Annotated in this window: 12 protein-coding genes; 4 read left to right on the top strand and 8 right to left on the bottom strand. The window is 67.9% G+C overall.

What is annotated here, in order from left to right:
* Positions 1-9: 9 nt before the first annotated feature.
* From pgaD to pgaA, 4 genes are read right to left on the bottom strand one after another with little or no spacing between them, the layout of a single operon-like run.
* On the bottom strand, positions 10-456 hold the full coding sequence (gene pgaD / locus BRO63_RS10670) for a poly-beta-1,6-N-acetyl-D-glucosamine biosynthesis protein PgaD (protein WP_088139771.1): 447 nt from the start codon (positions 454-456) through the stop codon (positions 10-12).
* A complete protein-coding gene (gene pgaC / locus BRO63_RS10665) occupies positions 453-1,793 on the bottom strand; it encodes a poly-beta-1,6-N-acetyl-D-glucosamine synthase (RefSeq protein ID WP_088139770.1) in 1,341 nt (446 codons plus the stop codon). Before pgaC ends, pgaD begins: the two co-directional genes overlap by 4 nt.
* Positions 1,790-3,823 (bottom strand): poly-beta-1,6-N-acetyl-D-glucosamine N-deacetylase PgaB, encoded by a 2,034-nt coding sequence (gene pgaB, locus BRO63_RS10660; protein WP_088139769.1) that lies wholly within the window; start codon positions 3,821-3,823, stop codon positions 1,790-1,792. The genes pgaC and pgaB overlap by 4 nt, the downstream gene beginning before the upstream one ends.
* Before the next feature lie 20 nt (positions 3,824-3,843).
* Positions 3,844-6,315 carry a poly-beta-1,6 N-acetyl-D-glucosamine export porin PgaA gene (gene pgaA / locus BRO63_RS10655; RefSeq protein ID WP_088139768.1) on the bottom strand — a complete coding sequence of 824 codons (2,472 nt, stop codon included), beginning with the start codon at positions 6,313-6,315 and terminating at the stop codon, positions 3,844-3,846.
* A gap of 546 nt (positions 6,316-6,861) precedes the next feature.
* Here pgaA and BRO63_RS10650 point away from each other — a divergent pair.
* A complete protein-coding gene (locus BRO63_RS10650; protein WP_088139767.1) occupies positions 6,862-8,073 on the top strand; it encodes a GGDEF domain-containing protein in 1,212 nt (403 codons plus the stop codon).
* On the opposite strand, the gene BRO63_RS10645 is transcribed toward BRO63_RS10650, so the two are convergent.
* The 3 genes from BRO63_RS10645 to BRO63_RS10635 form a co-directional block, all read right to left on the bottom strand.
* Positions 8,063-9,979 (bottom strand): alpha/beta hydrolase family protein, encoded by a 1,917-nt coding sequence (locus tag BRO63_RS10645; protein ID WP_088139766.1) that lies wholly within the window; start codon positions 9,977-9,979, stop codon positions 8,063-8,065. The genes BRO63_RS10650 and BRO63_RS10645 overlap by 11 nt on opposite strands.
* A gap of 123 nt (positions 9,980-10,102) precedes the next feature.
* Complete coding sequence (locus BRO63_RS10640) at positions 10,103-11,068, bottom strand: Bug family tripartite tricarboxylate transporter substrate binding protein (RefSeq protein ID WP_088139765.1); 966 nt, start codon at positions 11,066-11,068, stop codon at positions 10,103-10,105.
* Positions 11,069-11,096: 28 nt separating this feature from the next.
* A complete protein-coding gene (locus BRO63_RS10635) occupies positions 11,097-13,169 on the bottom strand; it encodes a metallophosphoesterase family protein (RefSeq protein WP_088139764.1) in 2,073 nt (690 codons plus the stop codon).
* A 109-nt stretch (positions 13,170-13,278) separates the two neighbouring features.
* On the opposite strand from BRO63_RS10635, the gene BRO63_RS10630 reads away from it, so the two are divergent.
* Both BRO63_RS10630 and BRO63_RS10625 read left to right on the top strand, forming a co-directional pair.
* On the top strand, positions 13,279-14,094 hold the full coding sequence (locus BRO63_RS10630) for an IclR family transcriptional regulator (protein ID WP_088139763.1): 816 nt from the start codon (positions 13,279-13,281) through the stop codon (positions 14,092-14,094).
* 68 nt (positions 14,095-14,162) lie between these two features.
* Positions 14,163-14,615, top strand: a complete 453-nt coding sequence (locus BRO63_RS10625; RefSeq protein WP_088139762.1) for a BPTD_2524 family lipoprotein — start codon at positions 14,163-14,165, stop codon at positions 14,613-14,615.
* A 36-nt stretch (positions 14,616-14,651) separates the two neighbouring features.
* On the opposite strand, the gene BRO63_RS10620 is transcribed toward BRO63_RS10625, so the two are convergent.
* Positions 14,652-15,074 carry a PaaI family thioesterase gene (locus tag BRO63_RS10620; protein WP_088139761.1) on the bottom strand — a complete coding sequence of 141 codons (423 nt, stop codon included), beginning with the start codon at positions 15,072-15,074 and terminating at the stop codon, positions 14,652-14,654.
* A 102-nt stretch (positions 15,075-15,176) separates the two neighbouring features.
* Between BRO63_RS10620 and dinB the strand changes: the two genes are divergently transcribed.
* On the top strand, positions 15,177-16,256 hold the full coding sequence (dinB, locus tag BRO63_RS10615; protein WP_088139760.1) for a DNA polymerase IV: 1,080 nt from the start codon (positions 15,177-15,179) through the stop codon (positions 16,254-16,256).
* Positions 16,257-16,288: the final 32 nt, after the last annotated feature.

Raw genomic sequence — 16,288 nt, 5'->3', positions numbered from 1 at the left:
GGGAGGGCATCAGCCGGCCCGCACCGCGCTCAGGTGAGGCAGGCCGATTTCGATGCCGCTGATGTCGCCGGCCGCGCCGTGGTGGACGATGCAGGTGCGCGCCGATCTCACCTGCATCAGCTGCGCCGGGCTGATCGCGAAGCTGGCCGCCACGCGGCGGTCGCCCACCGGCTTGATGGGCTTGCGGCGATCCTTACCGGCGAACTTGCGGTGGTTGTAGACGGCCCAGGCCACCAGCACGCCGGCGTTGACCACCGCCAGCAGCGCGTAGCCCCACAGCGTGTGCACGGTGGGCAGGAACACCGGCCACAGCGAGACATCGGGGCCGCCTGCGGCGGCGCGCAGGATCGCCAGGATGCCGGCGCCGAACAGATAGACGAAGGCGAACCAGCCGATGGCGGTCAGGACCAGGTCGAACAGATAGCCTGCGCGGGAACGTTGCGTGGTGATGATCATGGCGTTGCGTCCGGTGATTTGATGCCCCGGTCCGGGCTGGTCCAGCGCGCGCGCCGGGCCTGCTTGCGGAGCATGACTTTGGGGAAGCTGACCAGGGTGGTGAACAGGCTCACCATCCAGAAGGCCAGCGGATACCAGATGACCCAGTACAGCGAGCGGGCCAGGCCGGGCTCGTAGCGGCGGTCGATCAGGATGCTGACGACGAATTGCAGCAGGCAGACCACCGCCAGCATCATGCCGGTGAAGGCGGGCGGCATCAGGCTGGCGATCTGCATGTTGTTGGGCAGCGTGACCACCTGGCTGATGGCCCACAGCAGCACCGACACGCCGAAGGCGAAGGCCCAGGCGGTGGACAGGCAGAACTCGGCCATCAGCGGCCACAGCCGGCGGTGGCGCCAGACCCAGATGGAGCGCAGGTTCTTCAGGAAGACCTCGGCGCCGCCCTGGGCCCAGCGCAGCCGCTGCTTCCACAGTCCGCGCAGGGTTTCGGGCATCAGGATCCAGCACAGGCCGCGCGGCTCGTAGAAGATCGACCAGTGGTCGCGCTGCAGCTTCCAGCTGATGTCGATGTCCTCGGTGATCATGTCCAGGCTCCAGTAGCCCACGCGGTCCAGCGCCGCGCGCCGGAAGGCGGCGACCACGCCGGAGACCGTGAACACCTGGCCGTAGACGCGCTGGGTGCGCTTGATCAGGCCGATGATGGACGAGAACTCGCCCACCTGGATGCGCCCGATCATGGTGGAGCGGGTGCGGATGCGCGGGTTGCCGGTGACGGCGCCCACGCGCGGATTGTCGATCAGCGGCGCCACCAGGTAGGCGGCCGCGTCCGGGTCCAGCATGGCGTCGCCGTCGATGCAGACCAGGTACTCGCTGCGCGCGGCCATGGCGCCCATGCGCAGCGCCATGGCCTTGCCCTGGTTCTGCGCCAGGTGCACCACGCGCAGCCGCGGATGGGCGGCGGCCATGCGGTCCAGCATCTCGGCCGTGCCGTCGCTGGAGCCGTCGTTGATGGCGATGACCTCGACGTGCGGATAGTTCTGGCCCAGCGCGGCCAGCAGCGTCTCTTCGCCGTTGTCGGCCTCGTTGTAGCAAGGCACCAGGATGGATACCAGCGGATTGCCGGCCAGGACCGGCGGCTGGCTGTCCTTGCCCCATTTCCAGTGCCGCTCCCAATGCCACCAGAAATAGATGCCGCCGGCCATCCACATGCCGGACATGAACAGGGGGTAGAAGAACACGAAGCCCAGGAGCGCCTCGCCGGTCAGCATCAGGGTGAAGCCGAAGGGCGCGCCAAGCACCGCGCAGAGAATCAGCAGGGCAATCAGACGGTCTATCATTTGAGCGGATACCAGGCTTCGGAAATGGCGGGCCGGATGCCTTGCAGCCGGGGCTGGTCTTGCGAGAAATCGTCGGGGTAGTAGCCGAAGCTGCGCGAGCCGCGCAGCTGCAGCCGCTTCATCCAGCCGGCGAGCACGGCGGTGTCGACCGGCGTGGCTTCGGGGCGGCCGGGGCCGGTGCGCCAGTCGCGGGCCTGCAGCTCGAACACGGTCTTGTCCAGCGCCCCGGGGCGCTGCGCGACGGTGTCGACCAGCCGGTCCAGCCAAGCGTTTTCGCGGCCGGCGGGCACGTTTTCCATCAACGGCATCGCCATCGGCGCGGTCCAGTCGTAGGCGCCGAGGAAGTCGTCCAGGTTCTGCGCGAACCAGGTTTCGCTGCCGGGGTTCAGGATGGGTTCGGCAAAGATGTTGCGCGCCGTCTTGATCTGCGGGCCGCGCACCGCGCGCACCCGCTGCGTGAGTTCGGCGGTGAAGTCCATCAGCGCGCGGCTCTTGTAGCGGGTCCAGCGCTGCAGGGTGCCGGGATCCGCGCGCAGTTCGGCGATGCTGCCCGGCAGGCCCGCGGCGCGATAGGCGGCCAGCGCGCCGGGGCTGGCGTCTTCGAAGTCCGACAGCAGCGCGTCGTCATGGAACAGGATGCCGTCGAAGATCGCGTAGCGGGACAGGTCCTCGTACAGGTCGCAGATGCGCGCACGCACGGTGGCGTCGAACGGCGACAGGCGGCGGTACTGGTCGGGATCCGGCTCGGGCTGCGCCTGGCCTTCCTGCCAGCGCGTGACGCGCGGCAGGGCAGGGTCCAGGTCGAAGGACAGCACCGGCATCCAGGCGTAGACCATCACGTTGGCGCGGTTGTGCAGCTGCCACGCGGCGCGGTTGAACAGGTCGGCGCGCATCGGCAGCCAGCGGTTGGGGAAATAGACCGACTTCACCAGGCCGTCGCCGACGGGGTCCGAGTAGGCCTGCAGGAACACCGTGTTGATCTGCATGTCCAGGATGCGCTGCACCAGCTCGCCCAGATTGCGGTCGGTCTGCGCCGGGTCCGGGTCGTAGACGTAGTCCAGGTCCACGTGCGCCACGCGCATGAAGGGCTGGGCTTCCATGCCGACCACGCTGTTGGCGAAGGGCTTGAGCGTCGGGTCGCTGGACAGCAGCAGGCGCGGCGTGGACATCAGGCGGCCGACGCGCCCGGGTCCGTCCTCCAGCGTCAGCGCCAGCTGATAGCCATGCTCGGCGGTGATGCGCAAGGTGGAGCCGCCTTCGGCGCCATAAGGCCAGACCCAGACGCGCGGCTTCTTGCCGGTGGCGCGGCGGATCTTCTCGGTGATGGCGGCGACGTCGCCGCCCATGCGCGCGTTGAACTCCGCCTCGGTCTCGTAGCGGCGGGTCTGCGCGTCATAGGCGCGGATGGCGGCGGCGGGTTCGGTATTGCCCTGGGGATTGGCCAGCGCGCCATAGTGAGAGGCGTTGGTGTGCGCGGCGATTTCGACCAGCCCCGAGCGCGAGATCTCGCGGATCTCGTCCCAGTTCAGGAAGCGCTTGCGGTCTTCGGGGCTGCCGCCGAAGTCCACGCGCTGGTTGGCCGGCGTGTCCATCCAGACGCCGACCGGCGCCAGCAGCGCGGGCCATTGATAGGCTTTGAGAATGGGCAGCACGCGGGTGTAGAAGCTGCGGTAGCCGTCGTCGAAGGACAGCAGCACGGCGCGCTCCGGCAGCGGCTTGCCGCCCTGGCGGGCGGCCAGTATCTGGTCCACGGTGACGGCCTGGTAGCCGTTGGCGCGCAGCCAGGCCAGCTGTTCCACCAGGCGGTCGGTGCGCACGCTGAGAAAGCCCTGGTCGGGGTCTTCGTCTTCCACGTCGTGGTAGGCCAGGGCCAGGAACTGGCCCTGCACCCAGGGCTGTTCGGCGGGGGCGAGCGGGCGCTGGTCCGGCGGCGTGTAGACCGGGATGTCCTTGGCGCAGGCGGTCAGCGCCAGGATTGCGAGCAGCAGCAGGCCAGCCAGGATCAGGCGGGTATGGGTTTTAAGCATCATGGCGTTACTCGGTTCCGGGTTCAGAAGCGGTACGTCAGGTCGAACACGATGCGCAGTTCGCGCTCGCGTTCGCCGTCGTACGGGCGGCTGGTGCCGGTGATCATGGCGCCCATGTCGAGGACGTCGTTGGCGCGGTATCTCTGGCCATAGCCCAGCGCGATGACGCCGCCGGTGCCGTAGCCTTGCTGGGTGTAGGCGCCGGCGCCCAGGGTGCCGATCTGTTCCCAGGCGGTTTCGTAGCGGCGGTACAGGGTGTGGGTCAGGCGCACGCCGGGCAGCAGCATCAGGTCCGAACGCGGATTGAAGTAGGGCACGTTGCTGTCGTGGCTGTTGCGCTGGGTGGACGCCTCGAACTCCAGGTCCGCCAGCAGATGCGGCGAGGTATAGACGCGCTCGCGGCCGGCCAGGCCCAGCGCCCAGCGGTTGTTGCCGTCGCTGAAGTGCGAGGGCGACAGCGCCAGCGTCCACTCGCGGCGCTCGTCGGCGCGCCAGCGCACGTAGGCCGACAGGCTGTTGGAGGTGACGCCGCTGGTCAGCGCGCGCAGCGGGGTTTCGCGCGACATGATTTCGCCCGAGCCACCCACCTGCCAGTGGTCGTCCAGGTCGTAGGCGGCCGACAGGCGCACGCCCGGCTTCACGCCATGGCCGTAGTCATGGGTGGAGACTTCGCCTTCGACGGTGAGGTCGCGGCCGCGCCATTCCACGCCGGTGCGCAGCCAGCGGTAGTTGCCGCGGCCTTCCTCGAAGTCGCCGGAGGCATAGCCGCCGCCGCCGAAGACCCGCCAGTTGTAGTCCAGCGGCGAGGAATAGAGCACGGCGTCGATGCCGAAGTCGCCGCTGCCATTGACCGGGCTGTCCGAGGCCAGGCCGCGGTAGCCGTTGATGCGCAGTTCGGCCTTGTTGTGCACTTCCCATTCACGCGCCAGACGGCGGCTGGTCAGGTTTTCGGGCGAGCGGGCCATGGTGTCCCGCGACAGCGCTTCAGTCTGGCGCCATTCCTGCAGGTCCAGGGCGGTGAAGCCCTGGCCGTTCTCCACGCCCAGGCTGCGCGGGGCCAGGGTCTCGGCCATCTTCAGTTCGACCTCGGAGGCGCGGGGAAGCGAACGGGCGCGGTAGACGGTGGCCAGATCGCTGCGCAAGCCGGAGTTGTTGGGCGCGTTCTCGACCATCTCCTCGAGGCGCTGCTGGGCGGCGACGGTGTCGTTGGCCTGCAGCCGGGCGGCGGCCAGGGTCTGGCGGCTTTCCAGGTTCAGGTCGTTGGGCATGCGGGTGGCCTGGCCCTTGTAGTACAGCCAGGGGGCGTAGCCCGATTCGACACCGTCGGTGACGGCGCCGGTTTCGCTGAACTGTTCGCCCTCGGCCAGCGAGTAGTACAGGCCGGTCTCGGTCGCCAGGCGCTGCTCGGCATCGTCGCCGCGCAGGGCGTCGTCGGCCGCGACCTGCCGATAGATGTCGCGGGCGCGTTCGGGCTGGCGCACGTACAGGTAGGCCGATGCCACGTCGTTCAAGGCGTAGCGCGGCACCGTGACGCCCTCGGCCAGCAGGGCTTCGTATTCGCGGACCAGATCGGCCATGCGCACGCGGACGTGCAAGGCGTGCAGGCGGTCGATGCGGGCGCGCAGCGCGTCGGCGCGGGCGTCCTCCTGCTGCTGCCAGGCGGGGATCAGTTCGTCGTAGCGGGCCAATGCCTTGTCGGCTAACACGAAACGCTCGGCTTCCGACCGCGTGGGCATCGCCGCCAGCCGCACCTGCTGGGCCAGCGCGTCGGCCTCGAAGCCGCGCATTTGGCCGGCGTCGAACAGGTCCGGGTGGCGGCGCGCCAGCTCCAGCGCCACGTCGGCCATGCGCGCGCGCTGCAGCGCCCAGATGTACTCGCGCAGCACGTATGCGGTGTCGGGCGCGGCGGCCAGGGCCAGGTCGGCCTGGTGCAGCGCTTCGTAGGGCTCGCCCTGGCGGGCGTGGACATAGCTCAGGGCAAGGCGGGCGTCGACATCGCGGGGATGCCGCTTGAGCCAGCGCGCGGCGGCCTCGCGCGCCTCGGGGTAGCGGCCGGCGTCGGCCAGGGTCATGATTTCGCCGGCGCGAAAAGCGGAGTGGCCGGGATAACGGCGTGTTCCGGCCTGGTACGCGGCCAGCGCTTCGGGCCAGCGCCGCAGGTCGCGGTAGGCGCGCGCGACAGAAAGCTGGATGTCGGCGGGCAGCGCTGCGCCTTGCCGCAGCTGCTCGTAGGCGGCGACGGCTTCGGCGGGCTTGCCGGCCCAGCCCGCGATGATGATGTGGTCGTGGATGGCGCGGTCGCCGCCAGCCGGCCCTTGCTGGCGCAGCATGGCCAGGGCGGGCTCGTAGTCGCCGGCGCGCGCTCGCGCGATCAGGGCGTCATAGTCGTTGCCGGGGCCTGCCAGCGCCATGGCGGGAGCCAGGATGGCGCAAGCCGCCAGCAGGCTCAGTCTCGGTCCAACGGCACCCGGGGGTGTCGATCCTCTGTTTTGCATCTGTCTTACTTCCGCAGTTGCGACTCGGGGCGTTCCTGGCCCGGCCGCCCAGGGGCGTGCCTTGTTTCGGCGCGAGCCGAGGCGACGCCTGGCGCAAAGGCGCCGGCGGCACGGGAAGGAACATTGGGTTAGGACTGCGCGGCGCCCGCTGCGGGGACCTTCGCACTCGCGCAATGGGAGTGCATGGCTAGTACGCGCCACGCCCGTAGGGCGTGATTGCGGCGCTCTTGGCGGCACCGTCAACGATCGAAATTATAAGTGTGTTAACTGTCAGGTAACTGTCAATTAGTGCAAAGGGATGTGGCGCAGGGCCTGCCGTGGCGTATTCTTCGTCGCTTGCCGCGCAATCGTCTTGGCGCGGGCGGTAAAGGTTCAGGGCGAAACGGCGTGCGGCGACGGACGGGCGCCAGGTAGTGCCTTTCTGTCGCGGCACGGGTAACAAAAAGCGTCAAGGGTGGTGGGATGTAACGCCTCCAGACGCATGAACCCAGTGCAATCAATGACGAGCGACGGCGAACGCCCGCGGGGCGCAAGCCGGCAAACACCATGACGACTTCTCTCTTCTTTCTGATGTGGGGCCTGGCCACGGCTCTGGCATTGCCATTGCTGGCGTCGCTGCGCGCCCGCGACGTGGGCGGCGTCGGCGCGTTCACGGCGGGCAATGCGCTGGCCGTGCTGTCGCTGCTGGCCTATGCGGCCCCGCAGTTCCTGCCGCCCGGCGTTTATGTGATGCTGTCGAACGCCGCCTGGGTCTGCGCGGTCAGCCTGGTCTACGTCGGCGTGCGGCAGTTCTTCGGCCTGCGTCCCCTGGTGCGGCGCACGGCGGTCCTGGGCGCGCTCTGTATCGCGGCATTCGCGCTGCTGCTGTACGTGGCGGACGACCTGCGGGCGCGCATGCTGCTGTTTTCCGCCTACACCTTCGTGGCCATGATGGCGACGGGCCTGGTGTTCTTCCGCGAGCGCAGGCGGCTGCGCACGCGCGGCGTGATGCTGTACCTGATGCTGGCGAGCTTCGGCCTGGCCGCGCTGCATGCCTTGCGCATGGCGGTCTACAGCGTGGGCGGGCAGGATCCCTCGTCGCTGTTGGAGCCCAGCCCCTGGGGCCTGTTCTTCATCGTCTGCGGGACGGTGACGGTGCCCGGACTGTTCCTGGCGCTGCTGCTCCTGATCCAGACCAGCTTGTCGGAGCAGATGGAGGCCGCGCTGACCTTCGATGGCCTGACGGGCGCTTATTCGCGCCGCAGCATCCTGGACGAACTGGAACGTGAATTGCAGCGCTGCCAGCGCGCCGGCGGCAAGCTGGCGGTGCTGGTGCTGGACATCGACCACTTCAAGTCCATCAACGACCGCTACGGCCATGCCGCGGGCGACGCGGCGCTGCGCCATTTCTCGCAGGTCGTGCAGCGCGCGGTGCGGGCCAGCGACCGCTTCGGCAGGCTGGGCGGCGAGGAATTTGTGCTGTTGATGTATGACTGCGATCCGGCCCGCGCGCTGGTGCAGGCCCAGCGCGTGTGCGACGCCTTGCGCGACACGCCTTTCCACCTGCACGGGCGGGAAGTGCGCATGACCACCAGCGGCGGCCTGGCTTCGTATCAGCCGGGAGACGGCGCGGACGGCATCCTGGCGCGCGCCGACGATGCGCTGTACCGCGCCAAGGAACATGGACGCGACCGCGTGGAGATGGCCTGGATCGGCCGTCCCGCGGGCCGCGCGCAGGAGCGCGGCCCGGCGGTGGTGGAGGAGGAGGTCAGGGCTTGAGGTGTTCCTTCAGGAACTTCTCCATGGCTTCGTAGAACTCGAACTTGTTCTCGTCGTTGTGGAAGCCGTGGCCTTCGTTGTCCTTGACCATGTATTCGACCTCGACGCCGCGCGCGCGCAGCGCCTGGACCATCTGGTCGCTCTCGTCCTTGTTGACGCGCGGATCCTTGGCGCCCTGGGCCACGAACAGCGGCGTCTTGATCTTGTCCGCGTGCAGCGCGGGCGAGGTGGCGGCCAGGCGTTCGCGGTCGCGTTCGGGGTCGCCCACCATGTCCTGCATTTTGTCGAGCATGGGCTTCCAGTACGGCGGAATGGACTTCATGAACGTGAACAGGTTGGACACCCCCACGTAGTCCACCGCGGCGGCGTACAGGTCGGGCGTGAACGCCACGCCCGCCAGCGTGGCGTAGCCGCCGTAGCTGGCGCCGTAGATGCCAATGCGCTTGGGATCGGCGATGCCCTGCTTGATCAGCCATTGCACGCCGTCGGTGATGTCGTCCTGCATTTTCAGGCCCCATTGGCCGAAGCTGGCTTCCCAGAAGGCGCGGCCATAGCCGGTCGATCCGCGGAAGTTCATCTGCAGCACGCAGAAGCCGCGATTGGCCAGGAACTGCACTTCCGGGTTGTAGCCCCAGCTGTCGCGCGCCCACGGGCCGCCATGGGGATTCACGATGCAAGGCAGGTTCTTCGGATCGCGGCCGGCGGGCAGCGTGAGGTAGCCGTGGACCGTCAGGCCGTCGCGGGTCTGGTAGCTGATGGGCTGCACGCGCGACATGTCCGCTTCGGGTATGGCGGGGTTGATGTCGGCCAGCTTGCTCAGCGTGTCGGCGGTGGCGTCGTAGATGTAGCGCGAGCCGGGCGTGCGGTCGTTGTAGGCGGCAACGATGAACTTGTCTTCGTCGCGGTTGGAGCCCTGGATGGCGAAGTCGTAGCCAGTCAGCTTGGCCGACAGTTTCTTGAAGAGGGTCTCGGACTGCTCGTCGAAGAACTTGTACTGCGGCTTGTCGGTCTGGTAGGCGGCTACCGTCAGCACGCGGCGCTTGCGCGAGTAGCCGGCGGAATCCAGGTCGACGGTGTCGGGCGTGAAGATTTCTTCCTCGGCCTCGGGCTGGGCGGGGTCGATCACCACCAGCGACAGCTTGTCGCGCCCGCGGTTGGACAAGGCGTAGAACTTCTTGTCGTCGAAGGTGAAGAACGCCGGGCTGACGCTGGTGCGGTAGTCGGTGGTGATCAGCGGACGGAACTCGGACGATTCGTTGTCGCGGTAGAGCAGGGTGGTGTTCAGGCCGTCGCTGGCGACGGCGGCGCGCACCTTGCCGGCGTGATCGGTCTGCCAGCCGACGATGTTGCCCGGGTTCTGCGCCACCAGCGCCGCGGCGCCCGTGTGCACGTTGACGCGGTAGACGTCGAAGACTTCCGGGTTGCGCTGGTTGTGGCTGATGAGGACGTGGTCGGGATCGTCTTCCAGATCGTCCTCGATGCCGGCGCGCACGCCTTCATAGGGCGTCAGGTCGGTGATCTTGCCGGTCTTGGCGTTGACGGCCAGCACGTGGAAGTTCTCGTCGCCGCCGAAGTCCTTCTGGTAGAGCACCACGTCGGCGCCTTTCCAGAAGAAGTTGCTGATGTCGCGCGCGGTTTCGCTGGTCAGCTGGCGCGGGTCGCCGACAGGCGTGCTGCCTTGCAGCGGCTGCACGTAGATGTTCATGCGGGCGGGCTTGCCGTCCACGCTGGTGGGCTGCATGAAGCCCAGCGTGCGGCCGTCGTCGGCCAGGCGGAAGAAGCCCCGCTCGGGGTTGCGGAAGAAATCCTTGAGGGGATAGGCGCGCGGCGGTTGCGCGGCGCTGGCGCCCAGCGAGACGCCGATGATGCTGGCGGCCAGGACGGTGCGCTTGAGGAATGAGAACAAGGGGGACCTCCGAAGTTGCCGCGGCGGGCGCGCAGCGCCCGCCGCCGGGTGGTCCGCCGATAATGCCATAGCGGCGCGGGCGGTGTCGAACCGCCTGCGCGCGCGCAGGCCGTGCGCAAAGCCTTACTGCGGCTCCAGCCCGGTCGCCTTGACGATGGCGCCGTACTTGGCCATTTCGGCGCCGATGAAGGTCTTGAATTCCTGGGGCGGTTTATAGGAAATGGCCAGGCCCTGGGCTTGCAGTTTCTCCTTTACGTCGGCGGCCTGCAGCGCCTGGGCCGTGTCCTTGGATATGCGCTCCACCAGGGCGGGCGGCATGCCGGCGGGGCCGAACAGGCCGAACCAATTGGAGATGTCGAAGTCGTCCAGGCCCACTTCCTTGGCCGTCGGCGTCGAGGGCAGCACGCTCTGGCGCTGGGGGCCGGCGATGAACAGCGGATGCAGCTTGCCGGCGCCGATCTGGCCGATGATGGCAGGCGCCGTGGCGAAGAAGATGTCGATCTGCCCGCCCACCAGGTCGGCCACGGCCAGGGCCGTGCCGCGGTAGGGCACGTGGGTCAGGTTCATGCCTGAGCGTACCCGCAGCAGCTCGCCCGCCAGATGCTGCTGGCCGCCCATGCCCGGCGAACCGTAGACCAGCGGCGCCTTTGCGCCTTGTTGCTTGAGATCGCTGTAGGTGGTGGCGGGCAGCTTGGGGCCGCTGACCAGCACCAGCGGCGCATCCGCCACCAGGGCGATGGGCTGCAGGTCCTTCAAGGGGTCGTAGCGCATCTGCTTGTAGACCAGCTTGTTGATCGAGACCTCGGGCGTGTAGGCCAGCAGCAGGGTGTAGCCGTCGGGCGTGGCTCGCGCGACCTGTTCGGCGCCTATCATGCCGCTGGCGCCGGACTTGTTCTCCACGATGACCTGCTGGCCCCAGCTCGTGCTGAGCTTCGCCGCCAGGATGCGGGCGATCACGTCGGTGGCGCCGCCGGGCGTGTAGGCAACGATCAGGCGCACCGGCTTGTCGGGATAGGGCTGCGCCTGCGCGTACAGGGGAAGGCAGGCGGCGGCCAGCAGTCCCGCGAGTTTGATTGCGTATCGAAACATGGGTGGCTCCTGTGCGGGGGATGGGGGTTTAGTTGCGCTGGATCAGCAGCACGGCCTGGCCGGGCAGATGCAGGCGCGCGTATTCGTCCCAATCGTCCCGTGTCGGCAGCGCGCGCTGGGCGGTCAGATCGACGACGCGCTTGAATGCGCCGGCCTCGACCTGACGCTTGAGGGCCGGACCGGGGCCGTAGGCCAGTTCATAGGTCTGCTCGCCGCAGCGGTAGCTGCACAGGCGCAGACCGGCTTCGCCGTCGATGCGCTCGGCAGATCCGGCGCCCGAGGCCTGGCCTGCGAAGACCGCGTTCAGCGCGGCCAGCGCCAGTCCGGCGGGGCGCGGATCGTAGCGGCGGTCGATCAGGCCGTTGCGCGGAAAGTAGCCGCGGTCCACGTCCATGAAGGTGTCGAAGGAATAGCTCACCGCGTCCGTGGTCCGGGCCGCCAGGAAGGCTTCGGCCACCAGCGCGGCGATGGCGGTGTCGTCGGTGTTCGCCGCCGCCAGGCGGTCGGCCAGCTTGACGCCCACGTTCACCGTCGCGCCCCAGTCGCGCGCCTGCGCGGCCAGTTGCTGGTGCGTGGCGATCAGGTCGGAACCCCAGTCCAGCCGCACGGTGAATCCGTCCAGGTTCTTCCGCTCGAAATGCGGCAGCAGGGCGGATTGCGCTGCTTCGAGCTCGGAGGCGCGCAGTCCGGTGTTGACGAAATGGCTGTAGTGCTTGCCGTCGAAATGGGCGTCGTCCGCGCCCGTGCGGATCTTGCAATAGATGAGGCGGGCGTCGGTGTGCGCGCGCAGGCCTTGCAAGGCCGCGCCCGCGTCTTCCAGCGCCTGGGCGTTCAGGTTGATCTCGATGGCGGCGATGGCCACGCCGTGCTCGCGCGCCTGTTGCAGCAGCCTGGCGTCTGGCAGGCCCAGCGAGGTCAGCACGAAACGGTGGCCGACGTCGGACATGAGGCGGGCGCGGCGCAAGGTCTTGTCGTCACGCAGATCCTGCACCGGGATCTTGAGCGTGCGCAGCCCCATTTCCCACATGGCCATCAGGGGATAGTCGTTGCGCGCCAGCTTGCGGCCGAACTCCTGCACGCCGCCAGTGCAAGGGATCTCGACGATCTCGGCCCAGGGGTGCCGCATTTCGACCGCGATGCCGTCGCAGGCGGCGGTCTTGGTGTGGACGGTGGACAGCGTGCGCGCCGCCGCCCGGCCCGGTTCGGCCTCGCCGCGCATGGCGCCGTGCGTGCGGATCAGCTTGGCCACGTGGCCGCGCTCGTGCACGTCGACAATGAAGTAGCCGAATTTTTCGACGTCGCCGCGGCCGAATTCGTCCGCCGGCGGCACGCGGTAGAACTCGGAAAAGTCATGCCGCAGGAAGGCGGTCGACGGCAGCATGTAGATCTCCGCGCCGCCGATGACGTCGTACCAGAAGTTGTGGACGTGGCCGGCGAAAACACCTTCCACGCGCGGATCGGCCAGGCGCGACAGCAGCCAGCCGCGGCCCGGCTCGTCGATATTGTCGTAGGAGCCGCGTTCGTCCGCATCGTGCAGATAGGGCGGGTAATGCAGCGACACGAATACGCGGCCGCTGGCGCTGGCCAGTTGCTCGTCGATCCAGGCGCGCTGCGCGGCGTCGGCCGCCAGTCCGGAATTGAACAGCAGTGAATTCAGGAACAGGAAACGGACGTTGCCATGGTCCACCGCGTAATAGTCCGCGCCGAACACCTGGCGGTACTTGTCCAGGTAGTCGTCGCAGACGATGTCCGCCGGCATCCAGTCGATGCGCTTGTCGCCCACGTCGTGGTTGCCGGGCACCAGGTGCAGCGGCATGTCGATCTGAGCGGCGATGGCCTTGAAACGGCCGGCCGCCACCTCGAACGAAGGCATGCTGGGCACCGGGTGGACGATGTCTCCCAGGTGGATGGTGAAGGCGGGCGCGGGGTCCAGGCTGGCGATGTCCGCAAAGACATGCCGCGCCCGGGCATTGGCGCGGGCGTTGGTGGCAAAGGGCGATGCGCAGGTGTCCTCGGATTCATTGACGTGGGTGTCGGCCACGACGGCAAAGCTGAACAGGCGGGCGCCCAGCGGCTGGCGGGAAAAGCGGGAATTCGTCATCAACCTACCTTTTCAATTTCAATAAATGGAATTCAAGTGTTTATAGTGAACGGAATGTTTGTATTTCGGCAGGCGATATACTGTCAATGCTCCGAATCCCTAGGCCGCCATGCACTCGAAAACGCCGCTCAACTACGAACTCGAATCCCGCGCCTCGCTGGAAGCGCACCCGCGATTTGCTTCCACGCTCTCCAACGGCCTGGACGTGCTCAAGTGTTTTTCCGCGGCCGAGCCGCAGCTGGGCAACAAGGAAATCGCCGAAATGCTGGGCCTGACACGCCCGACGGTGTCCCGACTGACCTTCACCCTGGTGGGCCTGGGTTATCTGCGGCGCGACGAACGCACCGGCAAGTACTCGCTGGGTCCGGCCGTGCTGACGCTGGGCTATCCCTTGCTGGTGCACTTGACGCTGCGGCAGCTGGCGGCGCACGACATGATCGAACTGGCGCGCTATGCCAAGGGGCCGGTGTCCATGGCCATCCGCGACCGCCTGCAGGTGGTCTACGTGGAAACGGTGCACGACGGCGCGTCCAACGCCTCGCGCCCGGACATCGGTTCGGCCCGCCCCTTGCTGCGCACCGCCACCGGGCGCGCGCTGCTGTATGCACAGACGCCGGACGAGCGCGAGCTCATCTGCGGGCGGCTTGCGGAGGAATTTCCCGAGGACTGGGAGCGTTTCGGGCCGTCATTGCAGCCCGCGTTCGAGGCTATCGACCAGCATGGGTTCTGCGTCGTCAGCAAGGACTGGCGGGCCGAGCTGTGCGGCATCGCCACGCCGATGCGCTATCGCTCCAATGACCTGCCGCTGGCCTTCAACGTGACGATTCCGGCCGACAACCTGGACGAAAAGCACATCTATGAGACCCTGGGCCCGCGCCTGCGGACCCTGGTGAAGAATCTGGAATACCGCATCGGGATCATGTGAGCGCAGGCGGCGCTTATCGCGCGCGGCGGATATGCGGGATAATCGCGGGCACTGATCTGGAGATACACATGCATTGGAAACTGGTCGCGGCTTCGGCGCTGGCCCTGGGCCTGGCAGGCTGCTCGATGGGCATTTCGTCCGGCACGTCGCCGCACAGCGAATTCAAGGCCCCGGTGGCCTTCAAGGACGCCTACGACGCGGCGATCCGGCAGGCCAACGCCTGCCTGCGCAGCACCGACAACGCCTACCGCGTGGTGGACACCCTGAACGAAAGCGCGCAGTCCGGCGTGGTGCAGGTGCTGGCGCCCTACAGCGACAACGAGATGACGCGAGTCGAATTGAAGGCGGCCGGCCCCAAGACCACCGATGTGCGCATCGCGGTGTGGGGCAAGGGCACCTGGGACGCGGCCGCCATGCGCGCGATGCAGGACGCCGTCTATTACAGCCTGGTGTCGTGCAGCAGCTATATGCCGCTGGATCCGCGTCCGCCGGTCAAGCCCTCGCGCGATCTGCCCAACTGATGCGCCAGCGCCGGCGGCTTGCCGCCGCTGGCGCGCTCAGTCGCCGCCCGGACGGCGGCGGATGATCTTGAACGTCGCGGTGGCGCGCGCCACCAGTTCGCCATCGGTGCGCCGGATCTCGCCTTCGCAGAATGCGATCGAGGCGCCGCGGCGCAGGCAGCGCGCCTCGATCACCAGGTCGCCCGTGCCGGGCGACAGGAACGAGGTGTTCATGTCTATGGTGGCCATGCCTTCCTGGCCGTCGGCGGAGCCGCGGGCGGCGGCGCTGAGCGTGAAGTCCAGCACGCTCATCAGCGTGCCGCCATGCACGTCGCCGCGGCTATTGGTCAGGTCGGCGCGCCAGGGCAGCGAGGTGCGGGCATAGGCCGGCGCGATGCTCTCGGGCACCAGGCCGATGAAATGCATGAAGGGAATGGTCAGGCCGAAGTAGTCGGTTTGGGGCGTTGAGGCTGCAGTCATGGACCGTTGCGGGCAAGAATGGAAAGTCGGTTGTCGCCGGTCATAATATAGGTTTTGCCACGGGGTTTCAGGCGATGAACGGCTCATGGGGGCATCACCACCATGATTGAAATACGGAAGATCGTGCATGTGGACATGGACGCGTTCTACGCGTCCGTGGAACAGCGCGACAATCCGGAATTGCGCGGCAAGCCCGTGGTCGTGGCCTGGACCGGACCGCGCTCGGTGGTGTGCGCCGCGTCCTATGAAGCGCGGCGCTTCGGCATCCATTCGGCCATGTCCGCCGCCCGGGCGGAGCGCCTGTGCCCGCACGCGATCTATGTGCCGCCCGATTTCAACCGCTACCGCGAGGTCTCGCGCCAGGTCAGGCAGATCTTCGCCCGCCATACCGACATGATCGAGCCCCTGTCGCTGGACGAGGCCTATCTGGACGTCACGGTCAACAAGCTGGGCCTGCCCTCGGCTACCGAGGTCGCGCAGGTCATCCGGCAGCAGATCCGCGAGGAAACCGGGCTGACGGCCTCGGCCGGCGTCGCGCCCAACAAATTCCTGGCCAAGATCGCGTCCGACTGGAACAAGCCCGACGGCCTGTTCGTGGTGCGGCCCGCCAAGGTGCTGGCCTTCCTGGAACCCTTGCCGGTGCGCAAGGTGCCGGGGGTGGGCAAGGTGACGCAGGCGCGCCTGGAGCAGTTGGGCATCCATACCGTGGGCGACCTGGCCACGCATGGCGCCCAGGAACTGGAGCATTACTTTGGCCGCTATGGCCGGCGCCTGTATGAACTGGCGCGCGGCATCGACGAGCGCGAGGTGCAGACTGACCAGCCCTTGCAGCAGGTCTCGTCGGAAACGACGTTCTCGCAGGACATCCGCCTGGACGCGGTGGGCGAGGCCATCGACCGCATGGCGGAACGCGTGTGGGACCAGGCGCTCAAAAAAGGCGCCTTGGGTCGCACCGTGGTGCTCAAGCTGAAGACGGACCGTTTCCGCATCCTCACGCGCAGCCAGACCAGCCTGAATCCGCCGGGATCGGCGGCGGAGCTGGCCGCCGTCGCCAGGCTGCTGTGCGAACGCGTGGATCTGCCGCCGGAAACGCTGTACCGGCTGGCGGGGGTGGGAATGAGCAATTTCGCCGACCCGCAGGAGCAGTCGCGCCAGCCCGATCTGTTCGGGGGCGCGTTCTGAGCCGGGCGGGAAGGCTGGCTACCGTGTCTGGC

The sequence above is a fragment of the Achromobacter xylosoxidans genome (assembly GCF_002192695.1).
Taxonomy (GTDB): Bacteria; Pseudomonadota; Gammaproteobacteria; order Burkholderiales; family Burkholderiaceae_B; genus Achromobacter; species Achromobacter xylosoxidans_C.
The sequence above is the reverse complement of the archived record's forward strand: the minus strand, read 5'-3'. Positions and strand labels throughout refer to the sequence as shown.